Raw genomic sequence first — 16,901 nt, forward strand, 5'->3', positions numbered from 1 at the left:
GTGCTGCTGCGCGACAAGACCGTCGTGGTGTCCGGGGTCGGGGCCGGCCTCGGACAGCGCGTCGCCCAGGCCGTCGTCCGCGACGGCGGGAACGCGGTGCTCGGCGCCCGCACCGAGGCGCACCTCGCCAAGGCGGCCGACGAGATCGACCCCGCGGGAACCCGGGTCGCCTGGCGCGCCACCGACATCAAGGACGCCGCGCAGTGCGAGGCGCTGGCCGCACTCGCCGACGAGCGGTTCGGCGGGATCGACGCGGTCGTCCACGTGGCCGCCATGGACGGCTACTTCGGCGGCCTGGCGGACGCCGACTTCGAGACCTGGAAGACCGTGCTGGACGTCAACCTGCTCGGCACGCTGCGGATGACCCTGGCCTGCCTGCCCGGCCTGCGCGGGCGCGGCGGCGGCTCGGTGGTCTTCATCGGCACCCAGTCGGCGGTGGCCGCGCCGTCCCAGGTGCGCCAGGCGGCGTACGCCTCCTCCAAGGGCGCGCTGACCTCGGCGATGTACTCGCTCGCCCGCGAGCTGGGCCCGGAGCGGATCCGGGTCAACACGGTGCTCCCGGGCTGGATGTGGGGCCCGCCGGTCCAGGCCTTCGTCGGCTTCACCGCGCACACCGAGGGCGTGCCCGAGGACGAGGTGCTGCACCGGCTCGCCGACCGCATGGCACTGCCCGAACTGGCCACGGACGGCGACGTGGCGGAGGCCGCGGTCTTCCTGGCCTCCGACCGGGCGCGCGCGATCACCGGGCAGTCGCTGCTGGTGAACGCGGGCGAACTGATGCGCTGACGGGGGCGGACGGAGCCCGGACGGGCTCCGTCCGGCGTGCGGTCGTTCCGGCGAAGTACCCGCTCATCGTGGGGCGCCGGACAGGTTCACAACAACGTGAAGTAAGGTCAAGAACAAGTAAAATCGTTCTACTCGCTGATCGGTGTTCATGTCCTTGAACATCGATGGTCTTGACCAGCCCCTTTCCAGGCGGTTCAATCTGGGGCGCCGCCCCGCGACGGACGTACCGGCGAAGTGCGCTCCCGTTCACAAGGCGGACCCCTGGAAGGGGCAACAACGCATGAATGGTCTCGACTGGGCCGTACTCATCGGCTACTTCGGCGTCATGGTCGCCATCGGCCTGTGGTCCCACAAACGGGTCGACGACGTCGGCGACTTCTTCACCGCGGGCGGTCGCATGCCCTGGTGGCTGTCCGGCATCTCGCACCACATGTCCGGCTACAGCGCGGTGATGTTCACCGGTTACGCCGGCATCGCCTACACCTACGGCGTCACCTCGTACGTCACCTGGTCCTTCCCCATCGCCATCGGCATCGCCATCGGCGCCAACCTCTTCGCGCCGCGGCTCAACCGGCTGCGCTCCCGGCTGCACGTGGCCTCGCCGCTGGAGTACCTGAAGAACCGCTACAACGTCCCGACCCAGCAGGCCCTCGCCGTCTCCGGCGTGCTGCTCAAGATCGTGGACGTGGGCGCCAAGTGGGCGGCGATCGCCACCCTCCTGTCGGTCTTCACCGGTGTCTCCCTCAACCAGGGCATCCTCATCACCGGCGCCGTCACGGCCGTCTACTGCACGGTCGGCGGACTGTGGGCGGACGCCCTCACCGAGCTGGGCCAGTTCGTCATCCAGCTGCTGGCCGGCCTCGCCATGCTGGTCGCCGTGCTGGGCGAGATCGGCGGGATCAGCGGGCTGTGGACGGTGTGGGACAAGCTGCCCGACAACCACACCGCGCCGACCGCCGGCCCGTACACCCTGACCTTCCTGCTGGCGTACCTGTTCATCAAGACGTTCGAGTACAACGGCGGCATGTGGAACCAGGCCCAGCGCTACATGGCCACGAGCAACGCCCGGGAGGCCACCCGCTCCGCCCGGCTGTCGGCCCTGCTGTGGTTCGTCTGGCCGCTGGTCCTCTTCTTCCCGATGTGGGTCGCCCCGCTGCTGGTGAAGGCGCAGAAGCCGGACGCCTCCGACTCGTACGCCCTGCTGACCGAGCAGCTGCTGCCGCACGGCCTGCTGGGCCTGGTCGTCGTCGGCTTCTTCTCGCACACCATGGCGATGTGCTCCTCCGACGCCAACGCCATCGCCGCCGTCTTCACCCGGGACATCGCGCCGGTGCTGTCCAAGGCGGCGCGCGGCTGGGACTCGCGGGCCGGGCTGATCGCCGCCCGGATCACCACCGTGGCCTTCCTCGCCCTGTCGATGGCGGTCGCCACCCAGGTCAACTCGCCGACCTTCAAGGACATCATCACGGTCGTCATCAAGTGGGTGGCCGGTCTGATGGGCCCGATCGCGATCCCGTTCATGCTCGGACTGCTGCGTACGTTCCGGAAGTCCGGCCCGACGGCGGCGCTGGTCTCCTGGGCGGCGGGCCTGTTCGCCTTCTGGCTCACCAACTACGGCCTGGACGGGGTGCAGCTGCAGATCCAGATCGTGACGCCGCTCGCGGTCAGCCTCGTGCTGTACGTGCTCATCGGCTTCGTCAAGCCCGAGGACACCCCCGAGCGCGACGCGGTCCTGGCGCAGATCAACTCCGACGGGGACGGGGACGACGCGGCCGCCGCCGCGGCCCTGCCCGAGGAGCCCGCGAAGGCCTGACGGCCGGTTCCCGGGGCGGGGCGTCCACCCGCCCCGGGACGCTGCGTGCCGGAGGCCCGGTTCGCCTCCGGGGCGCTCGCCGAAGCGGCGGCGCCCGCCCCCGCTCACAGGACGTCGGCGAGCTCCTGCAGCAGCCGCCGCTTCGGCCGCGCCCCCACCAGGGACTTCACCGGCTCGCCCGCCCGGAAGACCATCAGCGTCGGCATCGACAGGACGCCGTAGGCCGACTGCGTCTGCGGGTTGCGGTCCACGTCGATCAGGACGACCTTCAGCCGGCCCTCCTCCTCGCGGGCGACCTCCGCCAGGACCGGGGCGATCTGGCGGCAGGGCCCGCACCAGTCGGCGGTGAACTCCACCAGGACCGGCCCCTCGGCCCGCAGCACCTCCTCGGCGAACGTCGCGTCGGTCACCTCGGTCAGGCCCTCGGTGTGCGTCGTCATCGCGTACTCCCCTCGTCTGCCTCGCAACTGAACTCACAGCGCGGTTCGGACGCGCCCTCGGCGAAGGTCAGCTCCGCATGGGCGAGCTGCGAGCCGAGCCGCTCGCGGACCTCCGTCAGGCGGGCGATGCACTCGTCGAGCTCGGCCAGCTTGCGCCGGTAGACCTCGATCGAGGCGTCGCACGAGTCGCCCTCCGGGTGGCCCGCCCGCAGGCAGTCCACGAACGGGCGGGTGTCCTCCAGCTCGAAGCCGAAGGCGCGCAGCGCCTGGATCTGCCGGAGCATCCGCAGGTCCTGCTCGTCGTAGGCCCGGTAGCCGTTGCCCGCACGCCGGGCACGCAGCAGGCCGAGCGCTTCGTAGTGGCGCAGGGCGCGGGTGGTGGTCCCGGCCCGTTCGGCGAGTTCTCCGATCCGCATGCCCCCGACGGTAGACCTTGACGCGGACGTCAAGGCCAGCCCGGATATTCCCCGTCGGGACCCCGCGGCCCGGTGATCCTCCCGACACAGCCGACTGACGTATGCCGCGCCTATCCTCGGAGGATGACCCAGACTCCGCCCACCGCCAACAGCATGCGCCGTGCCCTGAGGCGTGCCCGAGACGGCGTCGCGCTCGACACCGCGGAAGCCGCGGTGCTGCTCCAGGCGCGGGGGGAGGACCTCGCCGCCCTGACGCAGAGCGCGGCCCGGGTGCGGGACGCCGGTCTGGAGGCCGCGGGACGGCCGGGCGTCATCACCTACTCCAAGAGCGTCTTCATCCCGCTCACCCGTCTGTGCCGGGACAAGTGCCACTACTGCACCTTCGTGACCGTCCCCGGCAAGCTGCGGCGGGCCGGGCACGGGATGTTCATGTCCCCTGACGAGGTGCTGGAGATCGCCCGGCGCGGTGCCGAACTCGGCTGCAAGGAAGCCCTGATCACGCTCGGGGACAAGCCGGAGGACCGCTGGCCGGAGGCCCGTGAGTGGCTGGACGCCCACGGCTACGACGACACCATCGCCTACGTCCGGGCGATGTCCGTCCGGATCCTGGAGGAGACGGGGCTGCTGCCGCACCTCAACCCCGGGGTGATGAGCTGGACGGACTTCCAGCGCCTGAAGCCGGTCGCGCCCTCGATGGGCATGATGCTGGAGACGACCGCGACCCGGCTCTGGAGCGAGCCCGGCGGCCCCCACTACGGCTCCCCCGACAAGGAACCGGCCGTACGGCTGCGGGTGCTGGAGGACGCCGGGCGCAGCTCCGTGCCGTTCACCAGCGGACTGCTCATCGGCATCGGGGAGACGTACGAGGAGCGCGCCGAGTCGCTGTTCGCCCTCCGGAAGGTCGCCCGGTCGTACCACGGCATCCAGGAGCTGATCATCCAGAACTTCCGCGCCAAGCCGGACACCGCGATGCGCGGCATGCCGGACGCGGAACTGGACGACCTGGTGGCCACGGTGGCCGTCGCCCGGCACATCATGGGCCCGTCGGCCTGTCTGCAGGCGCCGCCGAACCTGGTGGACGCGGAGTACGCCCGGCTGATCGGGGCCGGCATCGACGACTGGGGCGGGGTGTCCCCGCTGACCCCGGACCACGTCAACCCCGAGCGCCCCTGGCCGCAGATCGAGGAGCTGGCAGAGCGCTCGGCGGAGGCGGGCTTCGCGCTGCGCGAGCGGCTCTGCGTCTACCCGGAGTTCGTCCGGCGGGGCGAGCCGTGGCTGGACCCGCGGCTGCTGCCGCACGTGACCGCGCTGGCCGACCCCGCCACCGGCCTGGCGCGCGAGGACGCCGAGGTCACCGGCCGTCCGTGGCAGGAGCCCGAGGAGGTCTTCACCGCCGCGGGCCGCACCGATCTGCACCGCACCATCGACACCGAGGGCCGCACCGGCGACCGCCGCCAGGACTTCGACGAGGTGTACGGGGACTGGGAGGCGCTGCGCGAACAGGCCGCGCCCGGCCTGGTCCCGGACCGCATCGAGGCGGACGTGCGCACGGCGCTGTCCGTGGCGGCCGACGACCCCACGAAGCTGACCGACGCCGAGGCGCTCGCTCTCCTGCACGCCGACGGTGCGGCGCTGGACGCGCTCACCCGGATCGCCGACGACGTCCGCCGGGACGCGGTGGGCGACGAGGTCACCTACGTCGTCACCCGCAACATCAACTTCACCAACGTCTGCTACACCGGCTGCCGTTTCTGCGCCTTCGCCCAACGCCGCACCGACGCGGACGCCTACACCCTGTCCCTGTCCCAAGTCGCCGACCGCGCCGAACAGGCCTGGCAGGTCGGCGCCACCGAGGTCTGCATGCAGGGCGGCATCCACCCCGACCTGCCCGGCACCGCCTACTTCGACATCGCCCGCGCCGTCAAGGAACGCGTACCCGGCATGCACGTGCACGCCTTCTCCCCCATGGAAGTCGTCAACGGCGCCACCCGCACCGGTCTGTCCATCCGCGAATGGCTCACCGCCGCCAAGGAGGCCGGCCTCGACTCCGTCCCCGGCACCGCCGCCGAAATCCTCGACGACGAGGTCCGCTGGATCCTCACCAAGGGCAAACTCCCCGCCGCCACCTGGGTCGAGGTCATCACCACCGCCCACGAACTGGGCCTGCCCTCCTCCTCCACCATGATGTACGGCCACGTCGACCAGCCCCACCACTGGCTCGCCCACCTGCGCCTGCTCGCCGAGATCCAGCAGCGGACGGGCGGCTTCACCGAATTCGTCACCCTCCCCTTCATCCACACCAACGCACCCGTCTACCTGGCCGGCATCGCCCGCCCCGGCCCCACCCTGCGCGACAACCGCGCGGTCACCGCCATGGCCCGCCTGCTGCTCCACCCCCACATCCGCAACATCCAGACCAGCTGGGTCAAGCTCGGCACCGACGGCGCCGCCGAGATGCTCCGCTCCGGCGCCAACGACCTCGGCGGCACCCTGATGGAGGAGACCATCTCCCGCATGGCCGGCTCCAGCTACGGCTCCCACCGCTCCATCCGCGACCTCGTCGCCATCGCCGACGCCGCCGGCCGCCCCGCCCGCCAGCGCACCACCACCTACGGCGAGGTACCCGCCGAGCGCATCGCCGCAGGTCTGGCCTCCGACGGCCACCTCCCGGAGCTGCTGCCGGTGCTGGAGGACTGAGCCGGGGCGCGGCCCCCGGCCGCGCCCCTCGGCAACCTGTGCAAAAGAGTCCGAGCAACTCTCCAAAAGCGTCACACAGGCTGCGCAGCTCCTTCGGGAGGTGTCGTTAGCGTTGCTGGCCGTCCCGCCCTGCACGGAGAACGTGCGCGCGGACCTGCCGCCGATGTCCCCCGGCGGCGTTGCCAGCACAGAAAGACTCGGAGATGGACTACTGCTCCTCCTGCCGTCGGCATCTCAACGGGGCTCTCGTGTGTCCGGGGTGCGGCGCGTACGCACCCGACATCGCCCCGCCGATGTGGCAGGGCCCGGACTCGGCCGCCGAACGGGAGAGGCTCCGCGACGCGGACGACCCCGATGACCCCGACGGCACCCGGCAGGACGACGCCGACCCCTCCCTGCAGGGCCGCGCGGCGCGGCGGCGGCAGCTCGAACGCTGGAAGAAGAACCGGCGGCGCGCCGCGGCCGCCACGGCCGTGGCACTCGTCGGCGGCGGCCTCACCGTCGCGGCGCTGCCGCACGGCGGCTCCAGGGGCCAGGCCGATACGGCCGCGGCCGCCGAGCCGCTGACGCCGGCCACCTCCCGTACCCTGCCGCTCTCCTCGATCCCTGCGCAGCCCGGTGACTCCGCGCACCGCCCCGGTGAGCGCACACACCCCACCACCGCGGCGCCCCGCGGCGACGCACCCCGCGCCGCGCCGTCCACCGCGAGCACCACCGCGCCGGCCCGCACCGCCCCGCAGGGCGAGACCGGTTCCCGGGTGCGCGCGGTCACGGCCGCCCCCACTCCCGCGGACACCGCTCCGCACACCGACGCGCCCTCGTCCGCGCCCCAGCCTCCCGCGGACGTCCCGGCCACACCCCCCACGACGACGGCGACCCCCACGCCGTCGGCAACGAAGTCACCGATGCAGTTGTGCCTCCTGGTGCTCTGCCTCGGCTGACCGAAAGGAACGACACGTGTCAAGCAGCTACGCCTATCACGACCGCCGCCGCGTCAACGCCTGGCGGTTGTGGGGCGTCGGAGCCGTGGCCGCGGTGCTCGCCGGCCTGCTGGCCAAGTCCGGCATCCTGGTCGCGCAGAGATTCCTGCTGCTGCCGCTCTTCGCCCCCCAGGGCTACGGGGTGTGGCGCGACGCCGCCGCCACCGCCTACGTCCTCGGGGCGGGGCTCATCGCGCTCGCCGCGACGCTGCTGCTGCGCGTCCTGCTCGCCGCGACGCCGCGCGCCATGCTGTTCTTCGGCTGGATCATGACCGCGCTGACCTTCTTCGCCGTGGTGGTCCCGCTGACCCTGCACCGCTCCAACGAGATGCTGGCCGCCTGCGTGGTGAACCTGTTCATCGGGCTGATCGTCACCTCCCTGCTCGCGGGCGCTGCCCGCTGGGCGCTGACCCGCGGCGGCCAGGCTCCCCGGCCCGCCTGGCGGTGACACGCCTGGCGGTCGCCTGAGCCCCGACCCCCGAAGGCCTCCGCTGCCCCGGCAGCGGAGGCCTTGCCTTGCCCCGTGCGTGACCGGCCACATTCCGTTCGCGACCGGAAGCCGACCGATCTGAGTCGATTACAGTGCTTGGTCGGGTCGAGCAGAGAGGCGTTGGTCATGAGCGGGGCCGTATGGGGGCGTGCCGAGCAGCAGGACTTCCGCAGCCGGGTGCGCGGTTGCCTGCTCGGCGGCGCGATCGGCGACGCCCTGGGCGCCGGCGTCGAGTCCGACTCGCTGGCCGCCATACGGCAGGCGCACGGCGAGAACGGGGTCACCGGCTACGTGCCGGCGTACGGGCGGCGGGGTGCCGTCACCGACGACACCCAGATGACGCTGTTCACCGCCGAGGGCCTGATACGCGCCCAGGTGCGTCGCGACGCCGGGGCCTGGCACCCGCCCACCGATGTGCACCGCGCCTACCTGCGCTGGGCGGCCACCCAGAACGCCTGGGGGCCCGACGAACGCCGCAAGGACACCGGCTGGCTGGCCCGCGAGGAGTGGCTGTACGCCCGCCGTGCCCCCGGCAGGGCCTGCCTGACCGGGCTCGGCGACGAGCGCATGGGCACCCTCGGCAGCCCCAAGAACCCGCGGTCCAAGGACTGCGGCACGGTCATGCGGTCCGCGCCGTTCGGGCTGCTGGTCGGCTGGGAGCCGCACCTGGTGTTTCAGCTCGCCGCCGAGTGCGCCGCGCAGACGCACGGTCACCCCACCGGCGTCCTGGCCGCCGGCGCGTTCGCCGTCATCGTCCACGGGCTGGCCCGGGGCGAGGCCCTGGACGGCGCCGTGCAGCACGCGCTGGCCCTGATCGCGGCGCGCCCCGGGCACGAGGAGACCTCCGCAGCCCTGCAGGCCGCGCTCGGCGCCGTACGCCAGGGGCTGCCCGGCGCGGAGCGGGTGGAGTCCCTGGGCGCGGGCCGGACGGCGGAGGAGGCGCTGGCCGTCGGCGTCTACTGCGCCCTGGTCGCCGAGGACGTGCGGCACGGGCTGCTGCTCGCGGTCAACCACTCCGGGGACAGCGACTCCACCGGCTCGATCTGCGGCAACCTGCTCGGCGTACAGCACGGCGAGACCGCCCTGCCCCCGGCGTGGATAGCGGAGCTGGAGGGCCGGGGCACCATCCTCGAACTCGCCGACGACTTCGCCATGGAGACGACGCAGGGACCCGCGCTGCACGGGCCCGGCGGCACCTCCGCGGCGTGGCTGGAGCGCTACCCCGTCGATTGACCCGCCGGCCGGCGGGTCAGAGGTGGCGCGCGTAGTCGTCGAGGGTGCGCAGCACGTCCGCCGTTCCCGCGGAGGGCAGTTGCAGCACGACCTCGTCCATGCCCTGGTCCCGGTAGTACGCCAGCTTGCCCGCGTTGGGCCGCACCGCGTACGGCACGACCTGGAGCGCCTCCGGGTCCCTGCCGGCGTCCTCCCACACGCGGCGCAGACGCGGCACGCTCTCCGCCAGCCCGCCCCCGCCGATCGGCATCCAGCCGTCGGCGTACTCGGCGATGTGCGCGAACAGCACGGGACCCCCGGCCCCGCCGCACAGGATGCGGGGCCGCCCGCCCGAAACGGGCTTGGGCCAGGCGTGGCTGGCCTCGACCCGGCAGGAAGCGCCCTTGTACGCGGTCGGTTCGGGCGCCCACAGGGCACGCATGAGGGCCATCCGCTCCCGCACCAGTTCCCGGCGGCGCGGCCAGTCGACCCCGTGGTCGGCGGCCTCCTCCACGTTCCAGCCGAAGCCGACGCCGAGGGTGAACCGCCCGCCGGACAGGAAGTCCAGGCTCGCCACCTGCTTGGCCAGCACGATCGGATCGTGCTGCGCGACCAGCGCGACACCGGTCCCGAGCCGCAGCCGGTGGGTGACGGCCGCGGCCGCGGACAGGCCCACGAAGGGGTCGAGCGTACGGCCGTACTCGGGTGGCAGCGGGCCGCCCATGGGCGCGGGGGTGCCGCGGGCGACCGGGATGTGCGTGTGCTCCGGGAGGTATAGGCCGTCGAAGCCGCGCTCCTCCAGTTCCCTGGCGAGCCGGACGGCGGGCACGGAATGGTCGGTCAGGAAGATCGTGGTGGCGATCCGCATGGTGTCGTCGCACCTCCCGTGGTGTGGGCCAACCGTACGCCCGCGCCGCGGGGCGCGGACGCCCCCGGCACGGTGTCCCGCGGCGGGGGCGGTCCGGGGTCAAAGACCCGTGGGGACCGTGCGGGTGTCCCGCCCGGAACGCAGGACCCGGCCGGGGACGGCCCCGGTGATCGCGTCGTCGCGGATCGTCTCCACGCCGTTGACCCGCACGCTGACCACGCCCTGGGCCCTGGAGTCCAGGCGCGGGCTGTCGCCCGGGAGGTCGTGCACGAGGGTGGCGGTGCCCGCGTCGATCCGCTCGGGGTCGAGGAGCACCAGGTCGGCGTGGTACCCCTCGGCGATCCGGCCGCGGCCGCGGAGCCCGAACAGCCGCGCCGGGTCGTCGGTGAGCATCCGCACCGCCTTCTCCAGCGGGACCAGCCGGCGGCCGCGCAGGCAGTCTCCGAGGAACCGGGTCGTGTACGGCGCCCCGCACATGCGGTCCAGGTGCGCGCCGGCGTCCGAGCCGCCGAGCAGCACGTCCTCGTGCTCCCAGGTGGTGCGCCGCAGCTCCCAGCTGTCCGGGTCGTTGTCGGTGGGCATGGGCCACAGCACCGTCCGCAACTCGTCGGCCGCGCAGATCTCGACGAGGGTGCGGAAGGGGTCCTGCCCCCGTTCCGCTGCGATGTCCCGCACCACCCGGCCGCTGACCCCGGCGCGCCGGTTCTCCTCGGAGTACGTGTCCCCGATGACGTACCGCCCGAAGTCGGCCAGCCTGCGGAAGACGCCCGCCTCGGGGCTGACGGCGCAGCGGAGCATCCCGGCGCGGACCTCCGGGTCGCGCAGCCGGGCGATGCGCTCGGGGACGGGCAGGGAGAGGATCTCGCCCCAGCCGGGGATGAGGTTGAGGGCGCAGAAGGTGCCGAGCGACATGTTCATGGGGGTCAGGATCGGCATCGTCAGCGCGACGACCCGGCCCCCGGCCTTGCGGGCCCGCTCGGAGGCCTGCAGCTGGCGGGGCACCCGCTCCGGGACGGCGGAGTCGACGGTCAGCACGTTCCAGTTGAGCGGGCGGCCCGCGGCGACGCTCATGTCGACGAAGAGGTCGATCTCGTCGTCGGAGAAGGTGTCCAGGCATCCGGCGACGATCGCCTCGATCTGCGTGCCCTCGTGCTCACCGACGGCCCGGGAGAGCGCGAGCAGTTCCGCGGGCCGGGCGTGCCGCGAGGCCACCGGGCGGCCGTCGCCGTCGGAGTGGGTGGAGGACTGGGTCGTCGACAGGCCCCAGCCGCCGGCCTCCATGGACTCGTGGAAGAGCCGCAGCATGCGGTCGAGCTGCTCCGGTGAGGGCTGTCCGCCGACGGCGTCGGGCCCCATCACGTAGCGGCGCAGCGCGCAGTGGCCCACCATGAAGCCGGCGTTGACGGCGATCCGGCCCTCCAGGGCGTCCAGGTACTCCCCGAATCCCCGCCAGCCCCATTCGACGCCGGACTCCAGGGCCTTGAGCGACATGCCCTCGACCTTGGACATCATCCGGCGCGTGTAGTCGGCGTCCTCGAGCCGCAGCGGCGCCAGGGTGAAGCCGCAGTTGCCGCCGGCGACGGTGGTGACCCCGTGGTTCATGGAGGGGGTCGCGAACGGGTCCCAGAACAGCTGGGCGTCGTAGTGGGTGTGCGGGTCGACGAAGCCGGGGGTGAGGACCAGCCCGGTCGCGTCCTCGGTGGTCCGTGCGGGCTCCTCGGTCCGGCCGGGCGGCGTGACCGTGGCGACCCGGCCGTCCCGCAGGCCGACGTCGGCCGTGCGGGCCGCCGCACCGGTGCCGTCGACGAGCGACGCGCCGCGGATCAGGTGGTCGAGCATGCGTGGTCCCTCCTCCTGCTGGGGCCGCGGGCGGGCACCCCGCCGCGCGGTGTGGCCCCCGGCCGGCCGCGGGCGCGGCGGGCCGCCGCCGCGGTACCGGACCGGTCCGGGGGCCGGGGCGGCGGTCCGGGACGGCGCCGCCCTGTCGGTGGCCCGCGGCGTCACGCCGCCCGGCGGAAGCGGGTGGTCCGGTGCGCCGGGTCCGTGTCGATCTTGGGGATGACGTGCTCCCCCACCAGCTTGATCGTGCGCATCGTGTCCTCGAAGGGGACGCCCACCGGCAGCCCGAACGAGAGCTGGTCGGCCCCCGCGGACTCCCAGCGCCTGCACTGCTTGAGCGCGTCGTCCGGGTCGCCGCAGATCATCAGTTCCTCGTCGAGGAGCATCTCGATGAGCTCCTCGGTGTACGTCGGCAGCAGCTCGGGCCACTGCGGGATGTACTCCGGGCGCGGGAAGGTGTCGTGGTAGCGGAAGACCAGCGACTGCAGGTAGTTGAGGTTGCTGCTCGCGGCGACGCGGATGGCTTCCTTGCGGGTCTCGGCGACGATCGCGGTGGTCGTCACCATGACGTTGTCGTTGACGAAGTCGCCGATGGGCTCGGCGTCGCGCACCGCGGTCTTGTACTTCTCCAGCACCCACTCCATGTCGGAGACCTTCTGGACGCTGAAGCCCAGCACGCCGAGTCCCTTGCGGGCAGCCATGGCGTAGGAGGGCGGCGACCCGGCGGCGTACCACATCGCGGGGTGCGACTTCCCGTACGGCTTGGGGAACACCTTGCGGGGCGGCAGGGACCAGTGCTTGCCCTGGAAGCCCGGGTACTCCTCGTTGAGCCACATCTTCGGGAACTCGCCGACCGTCTCCTCCCAGATCTCCTTGGTGGCGTTCATGTCCGTGACGCCGGGGAGGAAGCCGAGGATCTCGTGGCTGCCGGCGCCGCGCCCGGTGCCGAACTCGAAGCGCCCGTCGGAGAGGTGGTCGAGCATGGCGACCTTCTCGGCGACCTTGACGGGGTGGTTGACCTGCGGGAGGGGGTTGAAGATGCCCGACCCGAGATGGATCCGCTCGGTGGCGTGGGTGAGGTAGCCGATGTAGACGTCGTTGGCGGACAGGTGCGAGTACTCCTCGAGGAAGTGGTGCTCGCTGAACCACGCGTACTTGAAGCCCGACCGGTCCGCCTGGATGACGTACTCGGTCTCCTCCATCAGCGCGTGGTGCTCGGCCTGCGGGTCGACCTCCGAGCGGAACTTGGGCACATATCCCTGTACGAAGATCCCGAATTCCAAGGGGTTCACCGTCCCTAGCTTTTCTGACGGACCGTCAGATTCCCGCTCCGACTCTTCCACCGGCGACGGGGGAGGTCAATACCTGATCGAGCGTCAGAAGACCTGGACCCCGGCCAGCCAGCCGCCGTCGACCACGAACGGCTGCCCGGTGACGTACGAGGAGTCCTCACTGGTCAGGAAGAGCGCGAGCCGCGCGACCTCCTCCGGGCGCCCGATCCGGGCGAGCGGCACGAGCTTGCCGTACAGCCGGTCCAGGGCCTCCGCGGGGACGGAGTCCCCGGGGTTGGACATGGGGGTGTCGATCGCGCCCGGGCACATCGCATTGACCCGGATGCCCTTGGGCGCCAGCTCCATGGCGGCCACCCGCGTCATGCCGACGACGGCCGCCTTGGTCGCGGCGTACGAGATCACCCCGGCCATGCCGGTCAGCGCCACATAGGAGGCGGTGTTCACGATCGTGCCGCCGCCGGCCGCCGCGAGCAGCGGGGCCGCGGTGCGCATCCCCAGGAAGGCGCCGACCTGGTTGACCTGGACGACCTCCTGGAACTCCGCGAGCGGGGTGTCGACCAGCGCGTTGAAGCGCAGGATGCCGGCGTTGTTGACCAGCCCGTCCAGCCGGCCGAAGGCGTCCGTGGCGGCGTCCAGGGCCGCGGCCCAGTCCGCCTCGCTCGTCACGTCCAGGTGGACGTAGCGCGCCCGGTCGGCGCCGATCCCCTCCGCCACGGCCGCCCCGCGCTCGTCCAGCACGTCCCCGAGGACGACCCGGGCCCCCTCCGCCGCGAAGAGCAGCGCCTCCTGCTCACCCTGACCGCGCGCCGCGCCGCTGATCAGCACGACCCGGCCGTCCAGCTTGCCCATGTCCGTCACTCCCTACGCGTCGAGGTGCGGCGCCACGCCGTCGGCGAACGCCTCCATCTGGTCGAGCAGTTCGGCCGCCCCGCGACTGCGGAACCTCACCTGGATCTGGTCCACCCCCATCGCGCCGTACTCCCGCAGCGACTCGGCCAGCGCCTCCGGCTTGCCGGTCAGGGTGCGCCGCCCCACCGGCCACTCCGGCTCCCCGACGTACAGGGGCTCCGCGATCACCCCGATGGTGATCGGCGTCCCGCCGCGCAGCCTGCGCAGCCGGGCGATCTGCCCGGGCATGGCCTCCCGGGAGTCCCCCTGCGGCAGCCAGCCGTCGCCCTTGAGCGCCGCGCGCCGCACGGCCGCGGGCGACGAGCCGCCCACCCACACCGGGACCGGGCGCTGCACGGGCTCCGGCTTCTGCTCCCCCGCCGTGAAGTGCGCCCGCACCGCGTCGATCGCCTGGTCCAGCAGCGCGCCGCGCCGCTCGAAGTCCACCCCGAGCGCCTTGAACTCCTCCCGCACGTGCCCGGCGCCGACCCCGAGAACGAGCCGGCCCCCGGAGAGGTGGTCCAGGGTCGCGTACTGCTTGGCGGTGAGCAGCGGATGCCGCAGCCCGATCACCGCCACATGGCTCAGCAGCCTCACCCGGGTCGTCACGGCGGCCAGGAAGGCGAGCGTGGCGACGGGGTCGTACCAGGTGGGGCTCATCGCGGTGGCTAGCCGGGGCGGGATGGCCACGTGGTCGCAGCACCCGATGTAGGCGAAGCCGAGCCGGTCCGCCGCCCGTGCGACGTCCACCAGGTCGCCCGGCGGCGCCGCGGCCTCCCACGGCTCCGCGTAGAGGGTGCTCAGGGATTGCACCGGCAACTGCATGCCGTACGCGGTCTTGGTCATGCCGCCATCGTCGGACCTGACGGTCCGTCAGACAAGGGGTCGGCGCACCCCGAACTCCGCGGCGGCCAGGTCCACGCTGAGGGAACGGCCGAGGTTGTCGGTGAAGGTGGCGTACCGCCCTTCGACCTCGGCGAGCTCGAAGGGGCTGGAGCCCGGGAGCGCCACCACCCACAGGAGACCGCCGTCGGAGTCCAGCCGGGCGAAGAAGCCGTGCGCGCCGTGCCCGCCCTCACCGCAGCACACGTACCCCGTGCCGTCGCGGAGTTCGACGACTCCCCGCGGATGGGACTCGACCTCGGTGACACACCCCGGATCCTCGGCCAGTCCGGCGGCGACGTCGAAGGGCTCGCCGATGCCGAACCCCGGCAACCCGGGGCCGTCGATGCGCACGTCGAACGCCGCGTCGTCCACCCGATACAGGCCGTCCCGGGCCGGCACCAGGCCCGTCAGCCACAACTCGGCGATCAGGCCCATCGCCCGCCCTTCTCCCGGCATACCGGGGGAAGCACATCAGGCGGCCGCGCACGGTACGCGAAGCGGCCGCCAGCAGCGGGCGAACTCTGTCAGCCCGCGCCCCCGCCCGGCCCGGGCCACAGACCCTCCGGGGTCAGCCCCAGCAGCCCGATCGCGTTCCCCCGCACGATCCGCTCCACGACGTCCGGGGCGAGGTGGCCCATCTGGGCCTCGCCGACCTCACGGGACTTGGGCCAGGTCGAGTCGGAGTGCGGGTAGTCGGTCTCGTACAGGACGTTGCCGACGCCGATCGCGTCGATGTTGCGCAGCCCCACCGCGTCGTCGAAGAAGCACCCGTACACGTGCTCCCGGAACAGCTCCGAGGGCGGCCGCAGCACCTTGTCGGCCACTCCGCCCCAGCCGCGGTTCTCCTCCCATACGACGTCGGCGCGCTCCAGGATGTACGGGATCCAGCCGATCTGGCCCTCCGCGTACATGATCCGCAAGGAGGGGAAGCGGTCGAGGATCCCCGACATCAGCCAGTCGACCATGGAGAAGCAGCAGTTGGCGAAGGTGATCGTGGAGCCGACCGCGGGCGGCGCGTCGGCCGAGGTGGACGGCATGCGCGAGGACGAGCCGATGTGCATCGCGATGACGGTGCCGGTCTCGTCGCAGGCACGCAGGAAGGGGTCCCACGCCTCGGTGTGGACGGACGGCAACCCCAGGTGCGGCGGTATCTCGGAGAAGCAGACGGCCCGCACCCCGCGCGCGGCGTTGCGCCGCACCTCCGCGGCGGCCAGCTCCGCGTCCCACAACGGGATGAGGGTGAGCGGGATCAGCCGGCCGCCGGCCTGCGGGCCGCACCACTCCTCGACCATCCAGTCGTTGTAGGCGCGCACGCACAGCAGCCCCAGCTCCCGGTCCTTGGCCTCGGTGAAGGTCTGGCCGCAGAAGCGCGGGAAGGTGGGGAAGCAGAGGGCGGACTGCACGTGGTTGACGTCCATGTCCGCCAGCCGCTCGGGGACGCTGTAGGAGCCGGGGCGCATCTGCTCGTAGGTGATCGCCTCCAGCCGCACCTCGTCCCTGCTGTAGCCGACGGCGGTGTCCAGGCGGGTCAGCGGGCGCCGCAGGTCCTCGTAGACCCACCAGTCGGCGATGGGCCCCTCGCCGCCGGGCTCGCCCATGCGCGGGGCGAACCTGCCGCCGACGAAGGTCATCGACTCCAGGGGCGCACGCACGATGCGCGGCGCGCGGTCCCGGTACGCCGACGGGAGCCGGTCCCGCCAGACGTTGGGGGGTTCGACCGTGTGGTCGTCCACCGAAATGATCCTCGGGAAGGTCTCCATGGGGCCACGGTAGCGCGAATCTGACGCACCGTCAGCACTTCTGTGGGCGGCCGGTTGTCGTGTGCGGCCCCGGTTGTTGTGTGCGGGTTGTTTGCGCCTGCGGCGGGCTGTCCCCCGCCCTCCCTCCCGATTGCCCGGCGCGGTCAGTGACCGCCTCGCACCGTGTGGCTGGGTCGGTGCCGCGCCGGCGCACGTCCTCAACGCTCGCGGTTTAGCCCGACATCAGTCGGCGCCCGGGTCCGCCGCTCGTCGTTTCCGGGCGCACCCCGCCACACCCCCTCCCGTCGTGTGGGCGACTGACGGCCGGAGGGGGGTTGTAGAGCGGTCCGGGGTTGCCGCACGCGCCTCACCGAACGCCCACACCATCCGGATCGATGCCGGTGAGTCGGCCGCGCTACCGGTACGCGCACCTTCGATCGGCCTGCGGCCGGGAGACCCCCTGCTGAGGGCAGCTTCCAGCGGTGCGGGGAAGGGCTCACCCCATCACCACCCACCGGCCGTTGGCCGCCCAACGAAACGGAGGGGGCGGGGTCGT

Annotated in this window: 15 protein-coding genes; 6 read left to right on the forward strand and 9 right to left on the reverse strand. The window is 72.7% G+C overall.

Going from position 1 to position 16,901, the window contains the following annotated elements; all coding sequences use genetic code 11:
* Both CHF15_RS05210 and CHF15_RS05215 read left to right on the forward strand, forming a co-directional pair.
* A complete protein-coding gene (locus CHF15_RS05210; RefSeq protein ID WP_089222410.1) occupies positions 1-786 on the forward strand; it encodes an SDR family oxidoreductase in 786 nt (261 codons plus the stop codon).
* A gap of 280 nt (positions 787-1,066) precedes the next feature.
* Positions 1,067-2,599 carry a sodium:solute symporter family protein gene (locus tag CHF15_RS05215; protein WP_089222411.1) on the forward strand — a complete coding sequence of 511 codons (1,533 nt, stop codon included), beginning with the start codon at positions 1,067-1,069 and terminating at the stop codon, positions 2,597-2,599.
* A gap of 104 nt (positions 2,600-2,703) precedes the next feature.
* On the opposite strand, the gene trxA is transcribed toward CHF15_RS05215, so the two are convergent.
* Together trxA and CHF15_RS05225 are read right to left on the reverse strand one after the other, a co-directional pair.
* Positions 2,704-3,039, reverse strand: a complete 336-nt coding sequence (gene trxA / locus CHF15_RS05220; protein WP_089222412.1) for a thioredoxin — start codon at positions 3,037-3,039, stop codon at positions 2,704-2,706.
* On the reverse strand, positions 3,036-3,455 hold the full coding sequence (locus CHF15_RS05225; protein WP_089222413.1) for a MerR family transcriptional regulator: 420 nt from the start codon (positions 3,453-3,455) through the stop codon (positions 3,036-3,038). Before CHF15_RS05225 ends, trxA begins: the two co-directional genes overlap by 4 nt.
* 123 nt (positions 3,456-3,578) lie before the next feature.
* Here CHF15_RS05225 and CHF15_RS05230 point away from each other — a divergent pair, with 123 nt between their 5' ends.
* From CHF15_RS05230 to CHF15_RS05245, 4 genes are all read left to right on the forward strand, one after another.
* Positions 3,579-6,152, forward strand: a complete 2,574-nt coding sequence (locus CHF15_RS05230; protein WP_089222414.1) for a bifunctional FO biosynthesis protein CofGH — start codon at positions 3,579-3,581, stop codon at positions 6,150-6,152.
* A gap of 203 nt (positions 6,153-6,355) precedes the next feature.
* Positions 6,356-7,093: an SCO2400 family protein gene (locus CHF15_RS05235; protein WP_089222415.1), complete on the forward strand. Its 738-nt coding sequence runs from the start codon at positions 6,356-6,358 to the stop codon at positions 7,091-7,093.
* Positions 7,094-7,109: 16 nt separating this feature from the next.
* Positions 7,110-7,580 carry a hypothetical protein gene (locus CHF15_RS05240; RefSeq protein WP_089222416.1) on the forward strand — a complete coding sequence of 157 codons (471 nt, stop codon included), beginning with the start codon at positions 7,110-7,112 and terminating at the stop codon, positions 7,578-7,580.
* Between the two features lie 168 nt (positions 7,581-7,748).
* On the forward strand, positions 7,749-8,855 hold the full coding sequence (locus CHF15_RS05245; protein ID WP_089222417.1) for an ADP-ribosylglycohydrolase family protein: 1,107 nt from the start codon (positions 7,749-7,751) through the stop codon (positions 8,853-8,855).
* Between the two features lie 16 nt (positions 8,856-8,871).
* On the opposite strand, the gene CHF15_RS05250 is transcribed toward CHF15_RS05245, so the two are convergent.
* The 7 genes from CHF15_RS05250 to CHF15_RS05280 all read right to left on the reverse strand — a co-directional run bounded on the left by CHF15_RS05250 (position 8,872) and on the right by CHF15_RS05280 (position 16,366).
* The gene (locus CHF15_RS05250; RefSeq protein WP_089222418.1) at positions 8,872-9,702 is read right to left on the reverse strand and encodes an LLM class F420-dependent oxidoreductase; all 831 of its coding nucleotides are present in this window, start codon (positions 9,700-9,702) and stop codon (positions 8,872-8,874) included.
* A gap of 99 nt (positions 9,703-9,801) precedes the next feature.
* Entirely contained in the window at positions 9,802-11,541 is a 1,740-nt protein-coding gene (locus tag CHF15_RS05255; RefSeq protein ID WP_089222419.1) for an N-acyl-D-amino-acid deacylase family protein, read from the reverse strand.
* 161 nt (positions 11,542-11,702) lie between these two features.
* The gene (locus CHF15_RS05260; protein WP_089222697.1) at positions 11,703-12,824 is read right to left on the reverse strand and encodes an LLM class flavin-dependent oxidoreductase; all 1,122 of its coding nucleotides are present in this window, start codon (positions 12,822-12,824) and stop codon (positions 11,703-11,705) included.
* 93 nt (positions 12,825-12,917) lie between these two features.
* Entirely contained in the window at positions 12,918-13,682 is a 765-nt protein-coding gene (locus tag CHF15_RS05265) for an SDR family NAD(P)-dependent oxidoreductase (RefSeq protein WP_089222420.1), read from the reverse strand.
* 12 nt (positions 13,683-13,694) lie between these two features.
* Positions 13,695-14,567: a TIGR03619 family F420-dependent LLM class oxidoreductase gene (locus CHF15_RS05270; protein WP_245938669.1), complete on the reverse strand. Its 873-nt coding sequence runs from the start codon at positions 14,565-14,567 to the stop codon at positions 13,695-13,697.
* A 27-nt stretch (positions 14,568-14,594) separates the two neighbouring features.
* A complete protein-coding gene (locus tag CHF15_RS05275) occupies positions 14,595-15,041 on the reverse strand; it encodes a hypothetical protein (protein WP_089222421.1) in 447 nt (148 codons plus the stop codon).
* Positions 15,042-15,130: 89 nt separating this feature from the next.
* Positions 15,131-16,366, reverse strand: a complete 1,236-nt coding sequence (locus tag CHF15_RS05280) for an amidohydrolase family protein (protein WP_089222422.1) — start codon at positions 16,364-16,366, stop codon at positions 15,131-15,133.
* Positions 16,367-16,901: the final 535 nt, after the last annotated feature.

It is taken from the genome of Actinacidiphila glaucinigra, from assembly GCF_900188405.1.
GTDB classification, from domain to species: Bacteria; Actinomycetota; Actinomycetes; order Streptomycetales; family Streptomycetaceae; genus Actinacidiphila; species Actinacidiphila glaucinigra.